The organism is Clostridium estertheticum, from assembly GCF_026650985.1.
In the GTDB taxonomy this organism is placed as follows: domain Bacteria; phylum Bacillota; class Clostridia; order Clostridiales; family Clostridiaceae; genus Clostridium_AD; species Clostridium_AD estertheticum_C.
Genome location: NZ_CP086239.1, coordinates 2,241,649 through 2,266,779, shown reverse-complemented (window position 1 = coordinate 2,266,779; position 25,131 = coordinate 2,241,649). Strand labels below are relative to the sequence as shown.

General features: G+C 31.7%; 21 protein-coding genes. 12 read left to right on the top strand and 9 right to left on the bottom strand.

Annotated features, from left to right (window positions below; genetic code table 11):
• Positions 1 to 10 precede the first annotated feature (10 nt).
• On the bottom strand, positions 11 to 859 hold the full coding sequence (locus LL038_RS10950) for a C1 family peptidase (RefSeq protein WP_216125165.1): 849 nt from the start codon (positions 857 to 859) through the stop codon (positions 11 to 13).
• Between the two features lie 350 nt (positions 860 to 1,209).
• Positions 1,210 to 2,670 carry an IS1182 family transposase gene (locus LL038_RS10945; RefSeq protein WP_216128210.1) on the bottom strand — a complete coding sequence of 487 codons (1,461 nt, stop codon included), beginning with the start codon at positions 2,668 to 2,670 and terminating at the stop codon, positions 1,210 to 1,212.
• A 403-nt stretch (positions 2,671 to 3,073) separates the two neighbouring features.
• On the opposite strand from LL038_RS10945, the gene LL038_RS10940 reads away from it, so the two are divergent.
• From LL038_RS10940 to LL038_RS10930, 3 genes are all read left to right on the top strand, one after another.
• Positions 3,074 to 3,355, top strand: coding sequence for a ribosomal protein L7/L12 (locus LL038_RS10940; protein WP_216125972.1), 282 nt, complete (start codon positions 3,074 to 3,076; stop codon positions 3,353 to 3,355).
• 50 nt (positions 3,356 to 3,405) lie between these two features.
• Positions 3,406 to 3,828, top strand: a complete 423-nt coding sequence (locus tag LL038_RS10935) for a VOC family protein (RefSeq protein ID WP_216125970.1) — start codon at positions 3,406 to 3,408, stop codon at positions 3,826 to 3,828.
• A 260-nt stretch (positions 3,829 to 4,088) separates the two neighbouring features.
• Positions 4,089 to 4,418, top strand: a complete 330-nt coding sequence (locus LL038_RS10930) for a hypothetical protein (protein WP_216125967.1) — start codon at positions 4,089 to 4,091, stop codon at positions 4,416 to 4,418.
• Between the two features lie 257 nt (positions 4,419 to 4,675).
• Here the strand turns inward: LL038_RS10930 and LL038_RS10925 are convergent, their stop codons facing one another.
• The 6 genes from LL038_RS10925 to pfkB all read right to left on the bottom strand — a co-directional run bounded on the left by LL038_RS10925 (position 4,676) and on the right by pfkB (position 10,454).
• Positions 4,676 to 4,804, bottom strand: coding sequence for an aspartyl-phosphate phosphatase Spo0E family protein (locus LL038_RS10925; protein ID WP_216125962.1), 129 nt, complete (start codon positions 4,802 to 4,804; stop codon positions 4,676 to 4,678).
• Positions 4,805 to 4,990: 186 nt separating this feature from the next.
• The gene (locus LL038_RS10920; RefSeq protein ID WP_216125961.1) at positions 4,991 to 5,803 is read right to left on the bottom strand and encodes an alpha/beta fold hydrolase; all 813 of its coding nucleotides are present in this window, start codon (positions 5,801 to 5,803) and stop codon (positions 4,991 to 4,993) included.
• Positions 5,804 to 5,883: 80 nt separating this feature from the next.
• Positions 5,884 to 6,741, bottom strand: a complete 858-nt coding sequence (locus LL038_RS10915; RefSeq protein WP_216125960.1) for a cation diffusion facilitator family transporter — start codon at positions 6,739 to 6,741, stop codon at positions 5,884 to 5,886.
• 48 nt (positions 6,742 to 6,789) lie between these two features.
• Positions 6,790 to 7,359, bottom strand: a complete 570-nt coding sequence (locus LL038_RS10910; RefSeq protein WP_216125958.1) for a hypothetical protein — start codon at positions 7,357 to 7,359, stop codon at positions 6,790 to 6,792.
• Between the two features lie 244 nt (positions 7,360 to 7,603).
• The gene (locus tag LL038_RS10905) at positions 7,604 to 9,472 is read right to left on the bottom strand and encodes a PTS fructose transporter subunit IIABC (protein WP_216125955.1); all 1,869 of its coding nucleotides are present in this window, start codon (positions 9,470 to 9,472) and stop codon (positions 7,604 to 7,606) included.
• 67 nt (positions 9,473 to 9,539) lie between these two features.
• Positions 9,540 to 10,454 (bottom strand): 1-phosphofructokinase, encoded by a 915-nt coding sequence (gene pfkB / locus LL038_RS10900; protein WP_216125978.1) that lies wholly within the window; start codon positions 10,452 to 10,454, stop codon positions 9,540 to 9,542.
• Positions 10,455 to 10,791: 337 nt separating this feature from the next.
• Here pfkB and LL038_RS10895 point away from each other — a divergent pair, with 337 nt between their 5' ends.
• Entirely contained in the window at positions 10,792 to 11,820 is a 1,029-nt protein-coding gene (locus LL038_RS10895) for a C40 family peptidase (protein WP_216125952.1), read from the top strand.
• Positions 11,821 to 11,907: 87 nt separating this feature from the next.
• Positions 11,908 to 13,266 (top strand): MATE family efflux transporter, encoded by a 1,359-nt coding sequence (locus LL038_RS10890; RefSeq protein ID WP_216125951.1) that lies wholly within the window; start codon positions 11,908 to 11,910, stop codon positions 13,264 to 13,266.
• A 113-nt stretch (positions 13,267 to 13,379) separates the two neighbouring features.
• Here the strand turns inward: LL038_RS10890 and LL038_RS10885 are convergent, their stop codons facing one another.
• Positions 13,380 to 14,984: a tannase/feruloyl esterase family alpha/beta hydrolase gene (locus tag LL038_RS10885; RefSeq protein ID WP_216125947.1), complete on the bottom strand. Its 1,605-nt coding sequence runs from the start codon at positions 14,982 to 14,984 to the stop codon at positions 13,380 to 13,382.
• A gap of 551 nt (positions 14,985 to 15,535) precedes the next feature.
• Between LL038_RS10885 and LL038_RS10880 the strand changes: the two genes are divergently transcribed.
• From LL038_RS10880 to LL038_RS10855, 7 genes are all read left to right on the top strand, one after another.
• Positions 15,536 to 17,248, top strand: coding sequence for a methyl-accepting chemotaxis protein (locus LL038_RS10880; RefSeq protein ID WP_216125943.1), 1,713 nt, complete (start codon positions 15,536 to 15,538; stop codon positions 17,246 to 17,248).
• A 170-nt stretch (positions 17,249 to 17,418) separates the two neighbouring features.
• Positions 17,419 to 18,117 (top strand): ABC transporter ATP-binding protein, encoded by a 699-nt coding sequence (locus LL038_RS10875; RefSeq protein ID WP_216125942.1) that lies wholly within the window; start codon positions 17,419 to 17,421, stop codon positions 18,115 to 18,117.
• A complete protein-coding gene (locus LL038_RS10870; RefSeq protein ID WP_216125940.1) occupies positions 18,117 to 20,360 on the top strand; it encodes an ABC transporter permease in 2,244 nt (747 codons plus the stop codon). The genes LL038_RS10875 and LL038_RS10870 overlap by 1 nt, the downstream gene beginning before the upstream one ends.
• A 116-nt stretch (positions 20,361 to 20,476) precedes the next feature.
• Positions 20,477 to 20,668: a YitT family protein gene (locus LL038_RS10865; protein WP_216125938.1), complete on the top strand. Its 192-nt coding sequence runs from the start codon at positions 20,477 to 20,479 to the stop codon at positions 20,666 to 20,668.
• A complete protein-coding gene (locus tag LL038_RS10860; RefSeq protein ID WP_216125936.1) occupies positions 20,656 to 21,240 on the top strand; it encodes a YitT family protein in 585 nt (194 codons plus the stop codon). Before LL038_RS10865 ends, LL038_RS10860 begins: the two co-directional genes overlap by 13 nt.
• Before the next feature lie 7 nt (positions 21,241 to 21,247).
• Positions 21,248 to 21,340 carry a DUF2179 domain-containing protein gene (locus LL038_RS25685; protein WP_253200335.1) on the top strand — a complete coding sequence of 31 codons (93 nt, stop codon included), beginning with the start codon at positions 21,248 to 21,250 and terminating at the stop codon, positions 21,338 to 21,340.
• A gap of 450 nt (positions 21,341 to 21,790) precedes the next feature.
• A complete protein-coding gene (locus tag LL038_RS10855) occupies positions 21,791 to 24,739 on the top strand; it encodes a hypothetical protein (protein ID WP_216125934.1) in 2,949 nt (982 codons plus the stop codon).
• Positions 24,740 to 25,131: the final 392 nt, after the last annotated feature.

Below are 25,131 nucleotides of genomic sequence, written 5' to 3'. Positions count from 1 at the left end.
TAACAATAATTTATAAAGCATCAGTCATTGTATATGCCTCTATGTTTTGACTCTTTATTAAATCATAACTAATCCATCCATAACCATTAATGCCCCAATCTGTACCCCATGAATTTATTATTTTAACTGCTCTTTTAGTATCATCATAACCAATTACACATAATGCATGGCCACCTCTACTTGTACCATAAACTTGATTATAAATGGGATTGCTAGCATCCAATTTATCAAAATCTGGATATACTGATATACCGATAACTACAGGGTTACCATTTGCAAGTTGTGCCTTTATTGCACTATAATTACCATCTGGAAGCTCACTCCAGCTTTCTGCTTTATACTTTGCTGCATTAGCTTTTTGTTTAGCTGTAGGTGTAGTTTTCCATGCATATTCGCTTCCATCATAAGGCATATCAGCTAATGTAGTGCAGCCTTGTGTCTGTAAAATGTTAAATGCATCGGAAAAATTAGCCCCACCACCATCTGCTGAATTATCTGCATGTATTTGACTATATATATATGCTGGACTGAATATATTGGAAATTGTATTTAAAGACCATTTCCACTCTTGACCTTCCTGATAAGTCTTATCTGCATAACCGGTTGCCCATGAAACGCAGCTTCCCAAACTTCCTTGATTATCTACTTTAGGAAATTGATTTGTTAGGTCAACTTTTGTAGGTAATTGTATTTTACTATCTGAATCCTCTAACATTTTAATTCCTGGTATTTTTTCATGTAAGTGATTTAACCCTGTTGGATGCAAAATAGCTGCATATGAATTTTGAGTTTGAATTAAAGATCCTAAAACTACAAGTGAACATGCTAAGATTTTGATACTAATTTTGTTGAATTTCATTTTTATACCCCCAATTTGTTTTTTTTTTAGGACTTCCATATCAATCTTGATGATTAACCTCTATACTACTTAGACAATAGTAACTACTTTATACGCCCACCCCCATTCAATATACAAAGTTTATATGCCTATTAAACATTTAAACTTTCATGGAATAAAAGTAATTATATACCAAATTTTAACAGTTGTATATATAAATATATAATAAAAATGCATACTCACTATGTTGAGGCCACTGAAAAAAGCACTCTTTTTTCAGTAGAGTTTTCAAATTTGAATAGAAAAAGCATGAGGAATCCATATTTTTGGATATCTCATGCTTTTTCTTTTATAATTAAGTTTTAAAAGCCCTATTTCATGCTTTTCAACTTAATTATTCTCTTTAGATTCACAGTGAAGATTGATAATGCACCTTGCATTTGCATGCTAATTAAGCCTGACGATATTGCTACATCATAGCCATGTTGGTGCTTAAGTTCACTATTTTTAGCCTCTATCATATAACGCTCCCTAGCACGTTTTTTAAAATATTCACTTTTTTCGAACTCTATTTGATCTTTGTGGGTATTTGACTTTATTGAAACTGAATAAGTTTTAGATTTAGCGCCTTCTTTATAACACCCATCTTTATGAACACAATTTTTACACTTTTCTACATTAAAATAGTAAGTTAACACTTGATTTTTACCAACATTCTTCTTTCCCTGTTTTGCTTTTTTAATAGCCATATGACCTGCCGGACATACAAATAAACCAGCATCTTTATTAAACTCAAATTCATCTTCTTTTTTTCGCATTCCTTGTGAAATTACAGGATTTAGTTTTGAAATTAATGCAATTTTATTTTCTTTTGCATATTCTAGATTTTTCTTTTCAGAATAAGCTGTATCTCCAATTACTTCATTAACATCTATACCAGCCTCACGGCTTTTTTCTATTAAGGCTATGAGCTCCTTTCCATCACTTTTTTCGCCAGTTGTAATAACAGCTGCTGTAATTAAACGTTCTTCACTCATAGCAAGGTGTGATTTATATCCAAAAAAAGAACTATCCTCAGTCTTATGCCCCACTTTTGCATCCTCATCTTTTGATAGTTTTAGGTTTTCTATGTCATCATTAAAAGCTTCGGTTAAGTAGTTTAATTTAGTTTTCACAGTTGGATTTGCTACAATTTCTGGATTCTTGTTTATGCTATCAATTAATAATTTGCAGTACTCAAGAATATCTTCAAGTACTCCATTTGTAACTTTATTCGGCAAATCTTCTTTTATCTCAGGATGTACTCCGTACAATGTTTTTCTTAAATTTTTTGCACGTTTCAATAATTCTTCTCCTGCTGATTTTTGGTTATAACGTGACTTGGTATGCGTAGCATCAACTATTATTGCTTTGCTTTTTAAAACTCCCTCTTTTATAGCAAGTTCTACAGTCTTGTTTATTAATAAATCTAATAAATTCATGTCTTTAAGGCGAAGCTTTCTAAATTTAGTTAATGTACTTGAGTTTATTAAATTTGTTTCTTCTGGGGCTAAATTCAGAAAATATTTAAATGACATATCATAAAGAGTTCTTTCAACAACATCTTCATCAGACAATTCATATATTACTTTCAAAAGCAAATATTTAAATAGCATTATAGGGTTAATAGCACCTCTACCCATAGATGAACTATAGTTAATAATCAATTCGTCATAAACAAATGAAAAGTCAACAAGGTCATTAATTTGCTTTAAAATGTTATCTTTCGGAATAATTAACGAATATAAGCTATGGTATGTATTTATTTTTATTTCCAATTGTCCTTTTAGCATAATAGTTTAGCCCCTTTTATTTTATTCTACTATACTAATTCGACATATCTTTTAAAATTCCTTTTTGTTTTTAGTCTTTTACATAAAAAAATCGCCATCTTTAATTCGATGACGATTTTTCATATAGTTTTTCAGTGGCCTCACTATGTTTACTATGTTTTTTCAGCATTATCATTTAAATTTGATGATTTGTACATACATCAAGATTTTAAATACTCCTTATGCTCCAATGGAGCAATGCTAGTTGTCTTTAATGAGTTTATTTGTTCTCTTAAGGAATGTAAAAGTACGTTTCATGCAATTTGTATTGTTTTTTTTGCTAAAACCAGTAAAATTTTAATAAATGGATTAATACAATTATAAAGATATATCCTTAAATGAATACCAAATAGGGGGTGGAGTCGTGAATTATGCAGTTGCCTTGGGACTTATGGGCATAGGAATGATTATAGGCATAGTATGTAGTATTAGTCAGATACGAAGTGATATTAAACGTATAAATATAAATGTAAATAGGATTGCTAAACAAGTTGGAGTGCCTGATACAGTAACAGATGAATTAAATAGTCTCCTTTTGGAAGGTAAAAGGATTAAGGCAATCAAAAAATATAGAGAGGTTACTGGAGTGGGATTAATTGAAGCTAAAGAATATGTCGATTTATTAAGTGAAACGGAATTAAAATAATCTACACAATAATATTATTTATATTTTGTAAAGAAAGTGGGGTAAATAAAATGATACAATCTGTTGCACACATTGCGTTAGTAGTAAAAGACTATGATGAAGCCATTGAATTTTACACAAAGAAACTTCATTTTACATTAATAGAAGATACATACCAACCAGAACAAGATAAACGTTGGGTGGTAGTGTCTCCACCAAGTTCGTCAGGAACTACAATATTACTTGCAAGAGCTTCCAAACCAGAACAACTATCGTTTATTGGAAATCAGGCAGGAGGACGAGTTTTCCTATTTCTTGGAACAGATGATTTTTGGAGAGACTATAATGAAATGATAGCAAAAGGTATAGAATTCGTTAGAGAACCTAAAGAACAATCATATGGTACGGTTGCAGTATTCAAAGATTTATACGGAAACTTATGGGATTTGGTTCAGTTTAAAGAAAACCATCCAATTGCTAAAAGAGTAAAATAAGTACAATTGAGATACAGTAAAATTACTAAATTCCTCTTTCTTTGTTGCTCTAGTTAGTGTTGCTATAAAATAATACATGGTACATTATGGTATAATTGACTTAAAGTTGTTTTCTGAAGGTTTTTCAAAAGAAAAATATGTAAATAGAAATGATAATTCAGTTCTAATTCTAGTGGAAGAAGGACACGTATATTAATAGTCTAGAAAAAGTGAATAAACTTGATTTTGATAATATTATTTCTTCTTTAGGGGGTGTAAATGTGAAAAAATTATTAAAAATTAAAAAGTTAAAATTAATCTTTATTGTTATAATTATAATTGGTGCTTTTAACGCTTCATGTATTACACCAAAGGGAGCATTAAGAACTTACTTATTTATTAGTGGTCATCCATTTATAGCTTGTATAACACCAATAAATGATGATGTATTACACAATAAGATAGATAGTAAATACCTTCAAACTGAAAATGCTCATTGTTACGAATTAGTTATTGTTCCGAGAGAAAAAGCCACAGGTGGTTATCTACAGAATTATATAGTTCGTAAAAAAGGGATTTTCTATTTTGCAAAATACTATGGTGAAGCTTAACATTCATAAAAGCTGTTATGGGAGTTTACAGGATGTACTAACGAATACAATAGGGAGGTATCAAAAACAAATTATATCATAGGAAAATATTTTGCCATAAATGTAATGGAAAAACATGGTGTAGATGCATTTTTCAAGAGTAAACATTAAAATAATATTATTATTTTATTTCTTCGCAAGTAACCCCATATCATTGATATGAGGTTGCTTGCTTTAAGTGTATATAGATATTCAGAAAGTAATACAATGCTTTCTTTTTATTTATCTTGGAAACAATAATGAGAAACAATAAGCTTGTCCAATTCTTGACTAACTAGTATTGTCCTTTCATTCAAAGGTCCTTTTTCATTTATAAGTTTTGTTAATTCATCCCTTAATTCTTCCATAATTTACCTCTTTCTTAAAAATAAGTTTTTTTAAACGACATTTACCATGATATTACAACTTTTACATTTTAGCAATACAAAATATAAAAGTTGTAATATTAAGACTATTCAAAAAATAAAGTTAAAGTAACACAATACCAATTGAGCTACTTTAACTTTGAGGTTATTTAAAATTGCAAACACACATTATTCCACTATGAATTTGACCAATTCTTCGTTGAATTTGTCACGTTCATCATAGAACGTAGCATGACCACTATATTTAAATGGTATAAGTTTCGAATTTTTAATACTTTGGTTTTGTAACTCACCAAGCTTAAAAGGAACAACTTTGTCATGTATACCATGAATAATTAAAGTAGGAACATTTATTTTTCCTAAATCAGAAGATAAATCTTCCCTTATCCAAGTTTTCGCAATAGCTGCAGTTGCCCAGCCTGATGCTTGCAATCCCAATTGAAAGAACCAATCAGAGAAGGCACATGTTATATGCTGAAAGAAAAAAATATCGCCGAAGCCCTGCAGCATCTTAGGACGATCATTATATGTTCCCTGGATTATATTATCAATTACTTCTTTAGGTACCCCATAAGGATTAGTCGGAGTTTGTATAAGATAAGGAGCCGCTGCGTCGATAAGAACTAGTTTAGATACCCCATATTCGCAGTGCCTAGCCATGTACCTGATAGCGATCGCTCCACCTGTGGAGTGTCCTGCAAGTGTGAAATTCTTTAAATTAAGTGCAGCTACTATCATTCTAACATCATCTGATAATCGATTGTAGTCATAACCTGTGAACGGTTTATCTGATTCACCAAACCCTCTCGTGTCTATACCTATACATCTGTATCCCATTTGGGGAAGCAAATCAAACTGATATTCAAACAAGTTATGACTTCCAGGCCAACCGTGGAGAAATAAGATTGTCTCCTTGCCTTCTGGGTTAAGATCCTCTACATAAATCTTTACGTCGTTTTCTACTTTAATATAATACCCCAAGTAAATACCTCCATTAATAATTCATTCATTATCAAGGTATTCTTTTAGGCGTAGATATGTGAGTTTATTTGATATTTTTCTTATGAATTTTCTGGTTCTATATGAATCAATACATAGGACCCTCCAGGGAAAATATCTTTTATTTCTTCTTCAACCTTATCAGAGAGGTTATGGGCATCAACTAGTGAGGTATTTTCAACAACATGCACGTTTACATTAATTTCTCGTGTAGGACCACTTTTCCTTGTTTTTAAACTATGATATTTAGTAATTTCTAGATGAGAGTCAAGTATGTTTAATATCTTTAAAATATCGTCATCTGGAAGCTTAGAGTCCACTAAATCATTTAAAGATTTTTTGATTAAGTCTATAGAAGTCTTAATTATTAGGATTGCAACAAATATAGCAGTAAGTGGATCAATAATTGGTATATTCGTTATTTTTAATAATACAAGGCCAAGAAATACTCCAATAGAGGTGTATACATCTGTTAGAAGATGCATGCCATCAGCCTCTAAGGCAATAGAATCCGTCTTTTTCGCTGTTTTTAATAAAATCATTGAAATGAAAAAGTTAACTACAGCAGCGAGTAGCATTACTAATATGCCTGCACCTACATTATCTACAGTTCCGCCTTCAAAAATCCTTTTTATGGCTTGATAGATAATGAGTGCGGCAGCAAGTAAAATTAATATAGCCTCGACGAAACCAGACACATTTTCATACTTGCCATGTCCAAAGGGATGACCATCATCCTCAGCTTTTGATGCTACCTTAATGGAGAAAAAAGCAATAAGGCTTGCTAAAAGATCTATAGAAGAATGGATTGCTTCAGAAATGACACTAACGGAGCCCATTAATACTCCAACTACTATTTTAAAAAATATTAACGCAGTATTAGAAAATATAGACAATGCTGCGGTTTTTTGTTTATCCATTTTTATTCAGTCCTTTCAAAGTAATTTCAATGATAAAGAAGAATGATATTATTCAATAGGAATATCTGTATCTATATCTTTTTCTTCGATTATAATGGGCAAAGTTGGTGTTGAGCTTTCTAAGTAATCATCATTTTCATAAATATCGTCTGCAGTATTAATTTCACTTTTTTTGTTTATAGATTCTGAATTATTTTTAAAAGTTACTCGTTGAATAAAAAACATAAATTTTGCATTGGGTTTATTTTTTGAATTGTTAATTAAACCTAAATTATTTGGTATTACTCTATTTTCATTCTTAATAATTATTGGATTGCTTTTAGATGTTTTATTCATATTCTCATTAGGATATGGTCGTTGTAAGAGTTTTAAAATGACGAGAAATTTTGCCATAGTTAATTTATCACAGATGGGAATTGTAGATTCTGTACCTATTTTATCATTTGAACTCTTTTCTGTAGATAAGTTATTTGTGTATCTATTTTCTTGTTTGATATTTACTGAGTTTTTTTTAGATGTTTTATTAATATTAATAAAACAAGATGGTTGTTGTAACATGTTAAAAATAAAAAAATGCTTTATCAGCCTCAATTTGTCACGGTTATCGTATGTTTTCATTCATAAATACTCCTTTAATATAAAGTTTGGTATAAGAAATAAAATAGAGTAGCATAATTATTAGTTACTTTATTTCAGGTACTTAGACCTTATATATGATATGTTGAAAATAAAGGAGTGTTACATTATGTATACTTAATATATAAAGATAGGCCCCCTAATCATCATATTTTAATATTAACTACTTGAGTTAATATTATCCATGATGCTTAGGGGGCCTATTAGTCATTAACTTTTAACTATTTTAAATATCTTTTGGTTTTTTTAAAATTCCTAGTATTATGCACGTTACTGCAGCTCCTATCAAAATCGATAGTAAATAAAGTAATGGACTTCCTTTAACTAAAGCAACTACAAATATACCGCCGTGTGGAACTGGCATTCCTATATTAAAAAACAATGAAAGTCCACCAGCAACTGCGGATCCTATTACTGTTGCTGGAATTACTCTTGCTGGATCTGCTGCTGCAAAAGGTATTGCTCCTTCTGTTACAAAGCAAGCTCCCATTATATAACAACTAAGACCAGTTTCTCTTTCTTGCTTAGTAAATCTATTTTTAAAGAATGAAGTAGCAAGTGCAATCCCTAGGGGTGCAGACATACCACCAGCCATTACAGCTGCATGTGGATAGTAATTTTTTGAAGCTATCATAGCAATTCCAAATGCAAACGCAGCCTTGTTTATTGGACCGCCCATATCAACTGCCATCATTCCGCCTAATATAATACCTAGTAGAACTTTGTTCCCTGTGCCCATTCCACCTAACCAATGTTGAAGTAAAAGGTTAATTTGAACAACTGGTCCATCTATACAAATGTACATTATAGCACCGGTAATAAAAATACCTAGAAGTGGATATATAAGCACTGGTTTTATACTCTCAAGAGCTTCTGGCAATTTTGAAAAAGCCTTCTTAAGAAGTAGTACTACATAACCACCAAGAAATCCTGCAATAATTCCACCAAGAAATCCTGCATTACTTTGATATGCTAAAAATCCACCTACCATTGCGGGAGCAAAACCTGGTCTGTCTGCAATACTCATACCTATAAAACCAGCAAGTACTGGTACCATAAGTGCAAAAGCATTCTCGCCTCCAATTACTGAAAGCAGCTTAGACAAATATAACAAGTTTGGATTTGAACTCTTTTCGAATATAAATGATAAAGCTATTAATATTCCTCCACCAACAATGAAAGGAAGCATATTTGAAATACCACTCATAAGATGTTTATAAATTCCTGTTTTTTCGCTTCCAGTAGCAGATTTACTACCACCAGCATTGTTATAAACAGGCGCTTCGCCATTTAATGCTTGATTTATAAGTTCTTCTGGTTTTTTTATTCCTTGTACCACAGGAACTATAACTACTTTTTTACCGTTAAACCTTGCCATTTCAACTTGTTTGTCAGCAGCTACTATTATACCAGTAGCCCTTTCTATTTCATCATCCGTTAATCTATTTTTAACTCCTGTAGCACCGTTGGTTTCAACCTTTATGTCTACGCCCATTTCCTTAGCCTTATTCTTTAAGGCATCTGCTGCCATGTAAGTATGTGCTATACCTGTAGGACATGCGGTTACTGCTAAAACTAAACCTTTTGAACCTTTTATCTCTACTACTGCTTCTTCCTGGGCACTCTCTTCTTCTAATTTTTCCTCTTCTTGACTATCAATTAAACTTAAAACTTCTTCAGGTGTTTTAACAATGAGAAGTTTCTTTTTGAAATCTTCATTCATAAGGAGAGTAGATAACCTTGAAAGTGTTTCCAAATGTGTATTATTAGCACCCTCAGTTGCTGCAATCATAAAAAATATGTTTGCAGGAGCATCATCTAAGGAATCAAAATCAATTCCATCTGTAGAACGTCCAAAAGCTAATGCTGGAGTTTTTACAGCCGCAACCTTTGCATGGGGGATAGCTATACCTTCCCCAATTCCAGTTGAGAAGTCTGCTTCTCTTTTTAAGATTGCTTTTTTATATTCTTCCTTGTCATTTAAGATTCCCGCACTATCAAGTTTATTTACTAATTCATCAATTACATCTGCTTTACTATTAGACTTTAAATCTAGAATAATAGTATTTTTCTTTAAAAGTTCTGTTATTTTCATATTTTTCCTCCTGTGATAAATACAAGCTTAGTTAGTTTATATGAACAGGCCAATTAATAACTAGATATTAATCTAATTTATTTACAATTACCTGCGCTAAATAATGCTCAATATCTTCTTTTTTACATAAATCCTTTGAAAATGCTGTAGCACTTCCAGATGTAGCTCCCCATCTAAATGCTTCAATTAAATCCTTTGATTGTGAATACTTAGCTAAAAATCCTGCAATAACTGAATCTCCTGCACCAACTGAATTCTGTACTTTTCCCTTTGCTGGTGTTGCATGATAAACTCCACTTTCACAAATCAGAAGAGCTCCTCTTTCAGCCATAGATATAATTACATTCTGTGCTCCCATAACAATAAGTTTCTTTGCATATTCAATAATTTCATCTGTATTTGTAAGTTCTTTATTAAATATTTCACCTAGTTCATGATTATTAGGTTTTATTAAAAATGGCTTATTCGGAAGCGTTGCAACTAAAGCATCACCTGTAGTATCAACTACAACTTTTACATTATTAGAAGCGCACTTTTTTTGAAGCCTTGCATATATGTCCGTTGGAACAGACTTCTGAACATTTCCTGACAATACTAGATAATCATTTGAAGTTAAACCTTCTACTATTTTAAATAGCTTACTTAAGTCCTGATCTTTTATAATTGGACCAGCTCCATTGATTTCCGTCTCTTCTTTAGATTTGAGTTTAACGTTTATTCGTGTATCACCACTTATCTCAATAAAGTCAGTTTCAACCCCTTGAGACTCCAATGAATCAATAATAAATTTTCCAGTAAAACCTCCAACAAAACCTAAAGCTTTAGTTTGTATTCCAAAATTATTTAAAACTCTTGATACATTTATCCCTTTTCCACCAGCAAATTTTTCTTCACTGGCAACTCTATTAATTAATCCTGCTTTAAAATCATCTACGGTTATAACATAATCTATAGCCGGATTAAAAGTTACTGTATATATCATCTTTTCGTCACTACCTTTTATATTTATTTTTAACGTCCATATATACATGATAATATAAAATCAGTTCTTAAACAACACATATGTTCATATTCGATCATGTTTTATTTGCGTTTCATTAGAATTCGATCACATTCGGTCATGTTTTTTTGCGTTTTATTAGATTTCGATCGCATTTTAACAAAAAATGTAATTTTAGAATGAAGATGTAAAAGAAAAAAATTGATAAAGAAGAGGTAAAGATTAATATTTTTAGAAAATATAATACAGTAATATGATATAATTGAATAAGTCATTTTGTAGGAATTAGGAAGATGAAATTATACGAGGGGGGAGAAAAATGAACAAGAAAATCGGGGTAGCCATAATGGCACTTGTTGTAACTATGAGCATTGGGTTTACTAGCGTATACGCAGATCCTGCGTCAGATAAGATAAAGGTTCAGCAGATTGAAACTAAAAAAAATAATCTTGTAATTAAAGTAGAGATTACAGACAATCAAATTGAAGCAATTATATCTAAAATGAAAATTAATGAAAATAATATAGTAAAAATACAAAAGGATATTAAACAAGACCAAATGAATATTTTAGATATAGAGGGTAATATCAAAGCAGAACAGATACTTTTTAATAAAAGAATGAGAGCAATGTATATGGGTGGGTCATCAAGCCTTATAGATGTTATCCTAGCTTCAAAGGGTATAGAAGATTTTGTATCCAGAGTAGAAGATATAAAAATTATAGCAAAATTTGATCAAAATGTTATTAGTGATTTAAAAACAAATGAAGCGGAAATTAATTTAAAAAAGGTAGCACTAGATACAAAAAGTACAAAGTTGTTATCTTTAAGAGTTGACAATAAAAAGAAATTAGCTACTTTAACGAAACAAAAAACAGATCAAATTGTATTGGTAACACAATTAAATGCTGAGGAAAATCAATATGGTGCACAAATGGTAACAGACCAAGCTGGTATAGCAAAGGAAGTAGCTCTAGAGAAAAAAACAAATGAGGCTATATTTTCTTCTAATCCAGTTTTAGCATATGCTTCAGATTATCTTGGTATTCCTTATGTATGGGGGGGAACAAGCCCTACAGGCTTCGACTGCTCAGGCTTTACACAATATGTATTTCAACATTTTGGAGTGAACTTACCAAGGGTTTCGGAGGATCAACAAAATGTAGGAACACTTGTATCTAGAGCTGATCTTAGGCCGGGAGATTTGGTGTTTTTCGGAACTCCTGCTCATCATGTAGGAATATATATTGGGAATGGTAACATGATAAATGCACCCCATACAGGGGCTGTAATTAGAGTTCAAACACTAAATAGTGATTTTACTTATGGACGTAGAGTTACGCGGTAAAAGAGAGTGCTAAAGTAAGTACTATAAGATCCGATATACATAATTAAAGGATAGAATTAAACAGGATATTAATGGAGGGTAGGTTTTATGATACGAGACTTAACAAAGGGCAGTCCAGCTAAAATTATTTTAGTTTTTACACTGCCATTACTTATAGGTAATATTTTTCAGCAATTTTATAGCTTAGCAGATACTCTGATTGTGGGACGTACAATGGGAATTAATGCTCTAGCAACAGTAGGCTGTACAGGGAGCATTATGTTTCTTATACTTGGGTTTTCACAAGGATTAACTGCTGGATTTTCCATAATCACTGCTACGTGCTTTGGAGCTGGAGATAAACAGGGGGTAAGACATAGTTATGTGGCAAGTATTATACTTAGTTTATTAATCACGATGGTGCTTACAATTGTAAGTGTAATATTTGCACGACCAATTTTAGAGATAATGCATACACCACCAGAAATAATAGAAGGTGCTTATAATTTTATAGTTATAATTTTCTGGGGCATTATAGTGTCAATGTTATTTAATTTGTTTTCTAATGTTATGCGAGCTTTGGGAGACAGTCGAACACCACTAATATTTTTAGTTATTGCTAGTATTTTAAATATAATTTTAGATTTTGTATTTATTTTAAGATTTAATATGGGGGTTGCAGGCGCTGCATGGGCAACCACAATATCTCAAGGGATTTCTGCTATATTATGTTTTAGCTATATCATGAGAAGAATGCCTATTTTAAAACTACATAGAAGTGATTGGCATTTGACGAAAAAAATCATATGGGATCATTTAAAAATGGGAATGCCTATGGCATTCCAGAATTCTATTATAGCAATTGGTGCAATAACTATTCAACTTGCACTGAATAATTTAGGTGAAGTATCAGTAGCGGCATACACTGCAGCACAAAAAATTGATACACTAGCAATTCAACCTATGATGTCATTTGGTATTACAATGGCCACATTTGTAGCCCAAAATTATGGTGCAGGCAAAATAGATAGAATCCGTATTGGTATAAAGCAATGTAGTATCATATCAGTGGGTTTTAGTATTATTGTTGGTCTGTTTAATATTTTAGCTGGTCGTTTTATGATATTACTTTTTGTAGGGGACAACCAACCAAAGGTAGTTTCTCTTGCACAAATCTATTTAAACACCAATGGGTCAATGTATTTTGTGTTAGCACTACTTTTTATTTACAGATATAGTCTTCAAGGATTAGGACAGACTCTTGCTCCTACTTTAGCGGGAGTTATGGAATTAATTATGCGAATCTTTGCTGCTATTATTTTATCAAAATACTTAGGTTTTACAGGTGTCTCCCTGGCAAATCCTCTTGCATGGATTGGTTCCTGTATCCCTTTAGGAATTGCTTACTATATAACCCATAAAAAATTGTATGGAATGGATAAACCCATTTGTATAACCGAAAAATAATTTGCATGCCTTTTTAATCCATAATTGTGAATATTAAAGGAGCAAAGAAAAACTTCTAAGTCCAAGATACCAATAGTATCATGGAGTCAGAAGTTAAAGTCATGGTGATATTTCTACAGATTTTTTGCTACAAAACTTTCTGCGGAATTTTTGTTACCCTTGCCATCATAAATAGTCTGTATTGGATATGGGAACAATGGTCTAGTGATGCCTTGTAGCAATCCTTTTGCAGATCCGGAAGCGATAATTTTATCTGGTGCCTTTCCTTTCTCTACCCAATCGGTAATTGCTGTAAGCATATCAAATTGATCAGTGGAAGGACCACCATTAACATGAGCCATACTTGGAACTAAGAATAGTCTAGCAAATTCTTCAGTAGCTTTTAAGCCACCGTTTTTATCTGTCAATTTGTCGTAATAACTTATAGTATCATATGCAGAAAATACAGGGTCAGCCATGCCATGATAAAGAATAATCTTACCATTATGTTTTTTGAATGTATCATAGTTTGTAGATAAAGAGTTCTGGTAAGATGCTGCTAACACAGTCTTTGATGGATCGGTATCAAAATTATAATCCAAAACCCATTTCAACTGATTAGCTGGGTCATAATTAGCAGCTACAGGAGTAGTGAAAACACGGGCCATAGATTCTACACCTAAAGTAATATTACGAGGCAATACCTCGTCAGTGCCAAGAGTCCAATCTCTCCACGCAGCATCTGATATACCTGGATCCCAAGCCCAATTTGAATACAATGGTTTACCTTTACCATTCTTAGGCCCTTCAAACAGCTTCTTTAAAGCTTCAATTTGTTCGTCAGTTAACCCGTCTGAATTAGCAGTTTTTTTGGGAAGAGTTGACGGATCAAACTTTCTAGCAGCATTAATATCAAAAACTAAACCATCTACTACACCATCTGCATCATCAAACTGCTTAATAATAGTAGTAGACACCAATTTCATATCAGCATCTGTAAATGCAGTATTCAACATTGGGTTGCCATTTGAATCTTTTTTAGCAATTTCAGCAAATATTTGAATAGCCCACATTTCAGAAATAGCTGCATTTGTTAGATTTAACGCCGGTGCACCAACTACTATACCATCAAAATAATCGCCAAAGCGCTGAGCAGCAACTAATCCCTGTCGTCCACCATTTGATCCACCAACAAAGTAGGAATATTTTTCATGTCTTCCATAATATTCATTAATAATAAACTTGGCAGTAACGGTTACTTGATCAATGGCATTGTAAGCATAATCAAGTCTAGCCTGTTGATCATAGCCAAATTCACAATTGAGACCTTGATGACCAGCATCAGTGGCGACTGTTGCAAAGCCTCTAGCCAAAGCGGGCATAGTGCCTGTATGCCTTAAGCCTACTGGAACTTTGATAACACCATCAGAGCCACCACCTCCCTCAAAAAAGAAACATTCATTCCATTCTGTAGGAAGGCGTAATTCAAATCCAATATAATATTCTGCTGTGCCTGTAGGACCTTCACCAGTACGTTGGTTGATCTTTCCCTCTACTTTACAGTAATCTGGTAAGGATACTTCCACACAATTAACGGTAACGTTGTCCCCACTTACTATTTTGGTACTAGTAATGATAGTATTCGTAGTAAATTTGAAACCCGCAACAGCTTTAGGTAACACAATGGGACTAATCCTAACAGAATCACTGATTTCATACTTTTGATTTGTATATTCCATAATTAAGCTCCTTTCAACCTATTATCAATATTCATCTGTTGTCTTTTAAATTGTCTATATTTTCACCGATTTGTAAAAAGACCTCATTAAATATTTTTTGATAGAATTCCTTCATCATGGCAAATAGCAGTTGACAAGAATGTTGCTAAAAGTCAGTTTAAAATAACTTATCCCATTATAACACCTTTTTATTTAGAAAATAAGTTTATGGATATTTGAATAACAGAATATTGTATCGGTATTGTTAAAATTAAGATTTTTGATAGGAAACGTACAATATGTGATGTTTTGAGATATGAAAATAACACAAATATTTTATTTCTAAAAATTAATTAAAATTGAATTTAAATGGGAATAAATGTACAAATTAATACAAATATAATACTTGCTTTTACAAAATTGCAACCGTTTTACATAATAGTAAAAAACATATGGGTTAAGAATATAATTTAACACTCGATAGAATAAAGGAGAATGAAATTATATTACAACACAGTGCTATATAATCATGTAGAATTAAATATAAAAAAAGTTAGTAGGGGGAATTAAAAATGTTAAAGAAAATGAAAATATCACAAAAACTATTTGCAACTAGTATAATAAGTGCTGTATTTCTAATTAGTGTTGGTGTCCTTGGTCTTAGGAGCATGAGCACTATTAATAACAATGGTAATTTTATTTACGAAAATGGATTGATCAGGCTAGAGAAGATATATACAATCCAAGGTAACAGCTACAAAGAAAAGATAGATTTAGAACATGTGCTTAATGTTAAGTTTAAAAATGAAATGGATTTAATGAAAGAAGACATGAGTAAAATTTCAATTGAAAATACTAAACTCTTTACTGAGTATGAGAAGATACCGTTTGCTAATGACAAGGAGAAGCAAAACTATAACAAATTGAAAGCTTCATTACCAGCATACTATGAGTCATTAAATAAGGTAGTAAGTTTAGCCGAAAGTGGTAACTACGCAGAAGGTACAAGAGTTTACAAAGAAGAGTATGGTCTACTTAGAAAACCTTTAAAAGAAGGTTTATCAGCAATAATAAAAGAGAATACAATCTCAGCTGAAAGAAAATGGAATATAAATAAGTCTGTATTTAGTAATTCTTTTAGATTGTTAAATGTGATAATGATAGTAGGGGTAATAATAAGTTTCGCATTAGGTATAATTTTGGCAATATGGCTCGTAAAGAGAATAAATGTTGTTGTGAAGTTTGCGGATAATCTAAAAAATGGAGATTTAACACAACAAATGAAGGTTACTGGAGATGATGAATTAGGGGAAATGTCTACTTCTTTAAATGAAGCTGGAGAAAATATAAAAATATTAATTACACAAATAATGACGGATGCTTCTAATATCAGTGCTACTAGTGAGGAACTATCTGCAACTACAGAAGAGATATCATCGAAGATGGAAATTGTTAAGGAATCTATAATGCAGATTTCAAGTGGGTCACAGCAACTAAGTGCTACTACAGAAGAAGTAAATGCGACAGCAGAAAATATTTCGCAAAATGCATTACAAGTAGCAAAAAAGGCAAGCGATGGGACTAAGTCTGCAAAGGAAATAGAGAAAAGGGCTGCTGAAATTAAAGTAAGTGCAAATGAAAGTTATAAAATAGCTAATGAGGTATATGATATTAAGCAACAAAACATAATCAAAGCAATAGAGGAAGGTAATGTTGTTCAAGAGGTAAAGATAATGGCAGAAGCAATAGGAGATATTGCGGCTCAAACTAATCTTCTTGCTCTAAATGCAGCTATAGAAGCGGCTAGGGCTGGGGAACAAGGTAAAGGATTTGCAGTTGTAGCTGACGAAGTTAGAACGCTTGCAGAGCAATCAACCGAAACTGTTAAAAATATCCAAGAAGTAACAGAGCGGGTAGAAAAGGCTTTTCAAAATCTTTCGGGCAATGCAAATGAGGTACTTGAATATATTGAAACTCAAGTTAAACCAGATTATGAAATGTTAATAAATGTTGGTAAGCAGTATGGAGAAGATGCTTCTTTCTATAATGGGTTATCTACAGATATTATGACCTCAATGGATGATGTAACAGAAACCATTTCAGAAGTTAAAAATGCAATTGAAAATGTATCCTCAATTGCGCAGGAATCGTCAGCTAGTTCACAGGAAATACTAGGGAGTATAAGTGAAACTAATTCAGCAATTCACGAGGTTGCTCAGGCTGCTCAGAGCCAAGCTGAACTTGCTGAAAAACTTAATGAAATGATTCAAAAATTTAAAATATAATCTAGATTGTACATAATATATTTTGTCTCAAAATAGAGAGTAATTTCTATTTTGAGGCAATTTTTTTGATTGGGGTTATTTTAGCAGCAATACTAAACAATTAGGGTATAATATATTTATTGAGGCTCGGAATAATTATTTGTTTATAAAAAATAGAAGGAGGCAAATATATGTTTATTAAAGTAGAAAATTTAAAAAAGAGTTATACGACTGGAGAGATAAGAACTGAGGTGTTAAAGGGTGTAGGAATGGTTCTGGATACTGGAGAGATTGGTGTAATACTCGGGCCATCTGGTTCTGGTAAATCAACTTTACTTAATATCATAGGTGGAATAGATAGATGTGATTCTGGCCTAGTAAAGGTGGAGAATACAGTAGTTACAAAGCTCTCGGATAATAAACTTACAGACTACAGACGGGATAAGATAGGCTTTATATTTCAATTTTATAATCTTATACCTAACCTAACAGTAGGCGAAAATATTGAAGTAGTTTCAAACATTAGTAGGTCTCCAATTGAAATTGATGAGGTACTAAGTTCAGTTGGAATGCTGGATAAAAAGTATAGATTCCCAAAGGAATTGAGTGGTGGAGAGCAGCAGAGGGTCTCAATAGCAAGAGCGGTAGTTAAAAATCCTAAGCTTTTATTATGTGATGAGCCTACAGGAGCCCTAGACTTTATAACTTCAAGAGAAATATTAAAACTTTTGCAAAAAATTAATAAGGACTTTGGAACAACCATACTTATGATAACTCATAATACAGCTATAAGTGCAATGGCGAATAGGGTTTACAAAGTACGTGGCGGGGAAATCGTAGAGTGCCAAATCAATGAAACTACAATGCCTGCAGAAAGGATTGAGTGGTAATGGTTATTAATAAAAAAATAAAGAGAACCATGATGGAGAATAAGTCACAATATTTTGGATCCTTAGCACTCATTATTATAAGTTGTCTTTTATTTACCATGTTTAAATTACTATCAGGTAACCTAACAAATATAACTTCATCTTTTGGAAAAAATTACAAACAAGAAGATTCAAGCTTTATGGCGGATAAGAAACTAAGTAATATATCAGAAATAGAATCAAAATTTAACATGAAAATGGAAGAGGGTAACACCTTTGATTATCCGGTTACTAAGGACAAAGTAATAAGAATATTTTCGCAAAATACAAAGGTAAATATACCTGCAATAATAAAAGGTAAAGCCTTAAGTGGCAATGATATTCTCATTGACCCAGCCTATGCAAAAGCAAATAAGTTAGAAGTCGGAGATAGTTTCAAAGTTTATGATAAGAGTTTTAAGATAGCTGGTTTTATGTCGCTTCCGAGTTATATATATCCACTTAAAGAAGCCAGTGACATATTAACTGATCCTAATAACTTTGGAATTGCAGTAATGACAAAAGTAGATTTAAGTGTTATGAAAAAAGGAAATGTTTTTTATTCGATTAGGTTTAATGGGGATAGAAGAGATATAGAAAAAAGAACAACTGCGTTTAAAGATTATTTGAATAATGAAGATATTACAATTATTAGCTGGATGGATGCTTGGGTAAATTCAAGAATAACCTTTGTAACAACAAAGATAAGTGGTATTAATCAGATAAGTTCTTCTATGCCTGTGGCTATACTTTTACTTACATGCATATTAACGGGAATTGTTATGTGGAGAATGATTAAGAGAGAAGCTGTAATCATTGGAACCCTTTATGCCTTTGGTTACAAGAAAAAGCAAATTCAAAATCACTATTTAAGATATCCCATAATAATTGCTTTAACTGGAGGAATAATTGGGACTATACTTGGTATCCTTGCTTTAAGGCCTATGATAAATGTTATGGTATCATATTTTAATATGCCGGTTGGTACTGTAAACTTTGATATAAAGTATTTGCTTACAAGTATACTTATGCCTGTTGTTTTTCTAAGCGCTGCAGGATATCTTGTGGTTAACAAATCGCTTAAGAGTTCTCCACTAGAACTTATGCGCGGTGGGAAACAAAATAATAAGGTTGGATTTATAGAGAAAAATTTAAAGCTAGATAAACTAAGATTTTCTACCAAGTTTAAGGTAAGAGAGCAGCTTAGAAGTATACCAAGGAGTGTATTTCTATTACTTGGAGTTTCACTTGCAACTGTATTACTACTCTTTGGATTCGCTGCAAAGAGTTCCTTAGAGAGTTTAATGAAGGATGGTTTTGATGCATCCTTTAAATATAACTATAGCTATGTTTTTAATTCTATTAAGAAGGGTGATACAACGGGTGGCGAGGCTTTTTCGGAGTCGCCATTCACACTAAAGTCAGATAGTAAAATCAATATAGTAGCATATGGAGTAAGTCCAAGTTCAAAATATGTTGTCTTTAAAGATAAGTCAGGTAAAATATTAAGTACAGATAAAAGTATTATTACTAGTTCACTTGCAGACAAACTTAAGGTGAATCCTGGTGATACTATTAAAGTTATTAATACACTTGATTCTAAGTTGTACAGCATTACTGTGGATAGCATTGCTAAGTCTTATGTTGGAAACTACATTTATATCCCAATGCCAAAGTTTAATAAAATGATGAGTTATCCATCTGGTAGTTATATGGGACTATGGAGTAATTCAAAACTTAGTATTCCAGAAAACCAATTGTTAACTACTGTAACTAAAGCCGATATAAAAAATGCCTTTAATGCAATGACAGCGCCAATCCAAACAATGGTAGGCACTATGGCCTTTATGTCCTTTCTTATTGGACTCATAGTCATATATGTTGTAACTTCGATGATTATAGACGAGAATAAGGAAAATATATCTCTTATGAAAGTTCTAGGATATAGGAAGAAAGAAGTATATTCAATGATTTTGAATAGCTCAGCTTTTTTAGTAATACTAGGTTATATTTTAGGAGTACCAATCCTTCTAGCATTATTAGGGGCAATGTTTAAATCTTTAACTAAGGAGATGAGCCTTTCACTTCCAGTAACAATAAGTTATAGTTACGTCATTATTGGGTTTGTGATTATCTATATAACTTATGAATTATCAAAGGCTTTAAGCAAGAAAAAGCTTAACAAGATTTCTATGACAGAGGTTTTAAAATCTAGATTAGAGTAATAAATTTGAAATGGGATTTATTAATATTGTATTTACATTTATATGTTAAGATAGAAATAGAGTTAAAAAAAAACAAGTTTAAACTGGAATAGACTTTAAATCAGTGGGGTGATTTTATGCAAAATTTAAAAGAGAAAGAGGCATTTGTAATAAGAATTTTGGTGATCCTGATTGGATCTTTAATTTCTGCTATATCGGTTAATTGTTTTTTAGTACCACATCATTTATTGTCTGCAGGAATTACAGGTATCGCACTTGTATTAAAGTATTGTATTAATACTCTGTTGGAGCAGTATTGCTTTTATTAAACATACCAATTTTTATAATTGGAATAAAGGAAATAGACAAGGATTTTATAATTTATAGTTTGCTAGGGACGGTAGCAGTGTCAGTATTTTTAAGTATCACTACTCCAATAGTTCCATATATTCAGATTCACGATATTATGCTTTCTTGCATAGCTGGTGGAGTGCTGAACGGTATAGGTTGTGGTTTTGCATTTAGGAGTAGGGCGTCACAAGGTGGAACGGATATTATTGCAACAATCTTGAAAAGGAGAACTGGGCAAGAAATAGCCTTACTTTCTATGGGTATTAATGTAGTTATTATTGGAGTTGGTGTATTAATTATTGGGGCTGGATTAGAACTCATTATATATACATTAATTAGTATGTATATATCTACAGTTGTTATACAAAAGATTATTGATGGATTAGATCATAAAAAATTGCTTTGGATAATAACAGATAAAGAAGTAGAAGTATCCCGTGCGTTAATGACTGCGCTTGGTAGAGGGGTAACTCTTATAAATGCAGAAGGAGCCTACACCGGAGTAAAGAAAAATAGTAAATATCTATATTACTTTAACTCAAATAGCTAAAGCTAAAATGATTATACAAGATATAGATAGTTCGGCATTTATTACAATATCAAATATATCGGAAATAAATGGTGGAGGATTTAAAAAATCAGTTCTGTAAGCTACCATCATAAATGATGAACTATAAAGCAAGTCCCCCCCATATCTAATGATATGGGGGGGGACTTGCTACGCAATAAATTAAGTATATAGTATGTTCAATATCATCACTGGTAAATAATACATATTTTTCTGTTTATGCTCGTAATCTTATCTTTCATGCAAAACACATATAACTAATTGTCTATTCATGCTATTTTGTATATAGATTTAAAAAAAATAAAAATAGGGTGGATTACTAATGAATAAAAAAATTGTATTCTTAAGAAATTTTAATTATACGTTGTTCTACAATTTAATGTAATATATGCTACTATACCCTATATATGCATAAATTTATAACTAAGAGTATAGTTTAATTGTTCTTAAACCAAAGCAAGCTGCAGAATTAAAAAAGGTTATAAAATGTTTATAGCTATAAAAGTTGTCATATATTGGGGGACCTTAAAAAATGAAAAAATTATTAACAACTACATTTATCATATTATTTTTTATTTTATTACTATCTAGTCATAATTCATATGCTTTTGAATCGATTAACAATCAAATAGTTAGTCCAAATAAAATATGGAATATCCAGTTTAATAAAGAGATTAACTTTGATGCTGTTACGCAAAAATCTATAACTGTAGTAGATAGTTTAGGAGATTCAATAGCTGTGAAATCAGAGCTCGGAACCGATATGAAATCTATTCTAATTAAACCACCAGTAAAAGGATATACTTTGGGAGCATCATATACTTTGAAAATGAATACAGATATTTATTCAAAAGATAATACAAAGATTCTAAATCCTGTGAAAATGGATTTTAAAATTAATAATAATGAACTTGTAGAAAATAATAAAAATATTAAGACTATTTTAAATGATGACTGTAGCAGTCTAACTAATGGTGGATGGAATAAAAGTCTTGGATATACTGCTGACTCATTTATAGCAGATAGTAGTGAGAGTGAAAAATATGACGCTCATGTTCCATATAGTCAATACTTTTTTTATAATAACTCTCAAGATTCAATTTCAAAGATAGATAAAGAAGTGTCAATAGGAGCTGGTCCTTTTAATGTAGAATTTGATGCTAAAATATTAGATTTGCAAACGCCTTCTAAAAATGTAGGTTGGAGAGGTTTTGCAATTGATATAGTTGCTAATAATAAAAGGTACCATTTTAGTTTAAATAGCAAAGACCTAAACAACAAAATTAAAATAAACTTAATGAATAATGATTCGGGAATAAATCCTTTTCAAACAGTTAGTGCCTCTTTGCCAAGTGATAACAATACTCATAGATGGTCTATCAAAAATGATGGAAATAACGCTATTGCAATATTACTAGACGGAAAAATTATAGCAAATTTCAATGATCCACAATTATCAGCTGCTGGACTTAGTGATAGGGTTATTCTCTATAATGATATGACTGACTCACTTACTGGCATCAATAGCGTATATGTTGAAAATTTTGCAATAGTAAAAGCCTTATCAATAAAAAATTCTACTATTATAACTGATGAAAGGAACCAAAAGATAAATATTTCGATAGATATGGCTATTGAAGATGAAAAGCTCATAACAAATAAAGAGTATAACATTAAAGCATATTTGTACAAAAATGATAAAATTATAGCGGAGTCTACAACTTCACTTGATAAAAAAGCCATTTTATGTACACTTAGCAATGTAACCCAATCCGGAGAGATGAAGCTTGTATTGGAGCTTGTTACGGGTAATCAGGAAATTGAAGAAGCAACTAAAAATATAAACATGAATATTGCAACTGTTAGTTTAAATCCAGGTCAAACTATAACCTCTAGTCCTGGAAGTGTGTATTTATATACTCAAATGGATAAAATGGTAGCTGACGGTCAGCATGATGTTGTAGATAGCGGATGGAAATTAGGATCCTACGTAGATTCTACAAGTATTAAAAATGGATCTATAATTGAAAATGGAGAAAATGCTTTATCAATAAAGATGCCGGTAAAACTAAATGGTTGGTTTAGGGTTTATGTAGGATATGTGACTGGCACGGAGAGTTTTAAAATAGGTGAAACAAATAACTCTTCACCACAACAAGTAGATGGAGAAATTTCACTTACATCTAATGAGGTATATGGTGATCAATGGATTAATGAAAAATCTACCATAATATCTAATTTTAACAATACATCAATTAAAGTAAATCCAATTAGATCTCGAAAGGCAAGAATTGCTTATATTAAGCTAATAGGATTAACTGATGATCAGGTGGAGTTATATCAAAAACAAAATGATAATAAAAAATCAGTCATTTATGATAATGATGGATATTCTGATTTCTTCTCAGGATATTATCCAGATGTTGAATCACTTCAGAGAAATGCTGTAGATAAACTTGCAGGTAAAAATGTTGGAGAATTAAATTGGTGTTTAGGAACCACAGGCGTGTTAAATTATAACAGTAAATATGCAGGAAATGCATTTGATGGTATGGGAGAGTTTGATTCAGAACTTAGAAATGGAGATAGATTAGCAAAAAGTCAAATATTAAATATCTTATCCACTGGGAAATCTCCATTAGAAATTGTGACGAATAGAGGGTTATATAAGGGAATTAAAGTTAATGCCTCACTTAGAATGGATGCATTTTATAATCCAACTATTGGCGGATATCTAAATGGTGCTATATATGAGAAATATAAACAATACTCTCAAACGGGAGGGAGGTCTCTAAGCTACTTCTATCCAGAGGTTAGAGAATATATTAAAAACATACTTTTAGAAGCCGCATCTTATAATAACGTGGCTGGAATAACATTAGATTTTTGTAGGTATCCAGTTGTGTTTGGAAGAGAAACTCCAACTGATCAAAAAATATTTATTATGAATGAATTTATACGAACTTTGCGTAATGAGCTACCGAAAAATAAAACTATTACTGTAAGGGTCCCATGGGATAATCCACTTCAATATGGTTTTGATCTTAATACTTGGATTAAAGAAGGTTTAATTGATACATTGGTACCATCAAGTATAGGTAATGAACAGTTTTTTAACGTTAAACCTTATGTAGCTATGGTTAAGGATACAAGTGTAAAATTGTATATTGGTATTTCTGGAGATGTTAGTGGACATGACCTAACAAAAAAAGAAGAAGAACTTATAAAGCGAGGGTTATACATACATACTAATGTATCTCTAGATATTCAGCAATATTTATTACGTGCTTATGATATATATGAAGCCGGGGCTGATGGAATATTTTTATTTAATTCTAGTTCTAAAATATATATGAACTCTGGTTCCCCAATTGAATCCACCTTTCTGGGTGAGAAAGCTCTAATTGAAAAATGGCATGAATTTGATTACATATCAGGACTTATGGTAAATAAAATTAATATTACGAAACCTGCGCTTTAAAAAAGTTATCATAATTAGGCGGTTGTCTCAAAATGATTTTTTAATCATTTTGAGACAACCCCTTGTGACGACAGATAAGAAAGTGGTGAATTAATTAATCAATCGTTCCTACACTCATTTTTGTTACCAATATTATTGGCCATATACTTTTGCGTCCATGGACAATTCACTAAACATTTTAAGCAACCATCACAGTGGTAAACATTAACTATAAAATCCTTATTCATACCTGGTTTCCATGTAGAACCATGGATAGCACCCGTAGGACATATAGGTATTACACAAGTTTATATATTTTAGAATCGCGTATTTTTGATATAAGTTAATAATAGGTATACTTTTAGCTATTTGATTCATAATATAGAAATAATGTTTTGCTTAATTAATAAAAG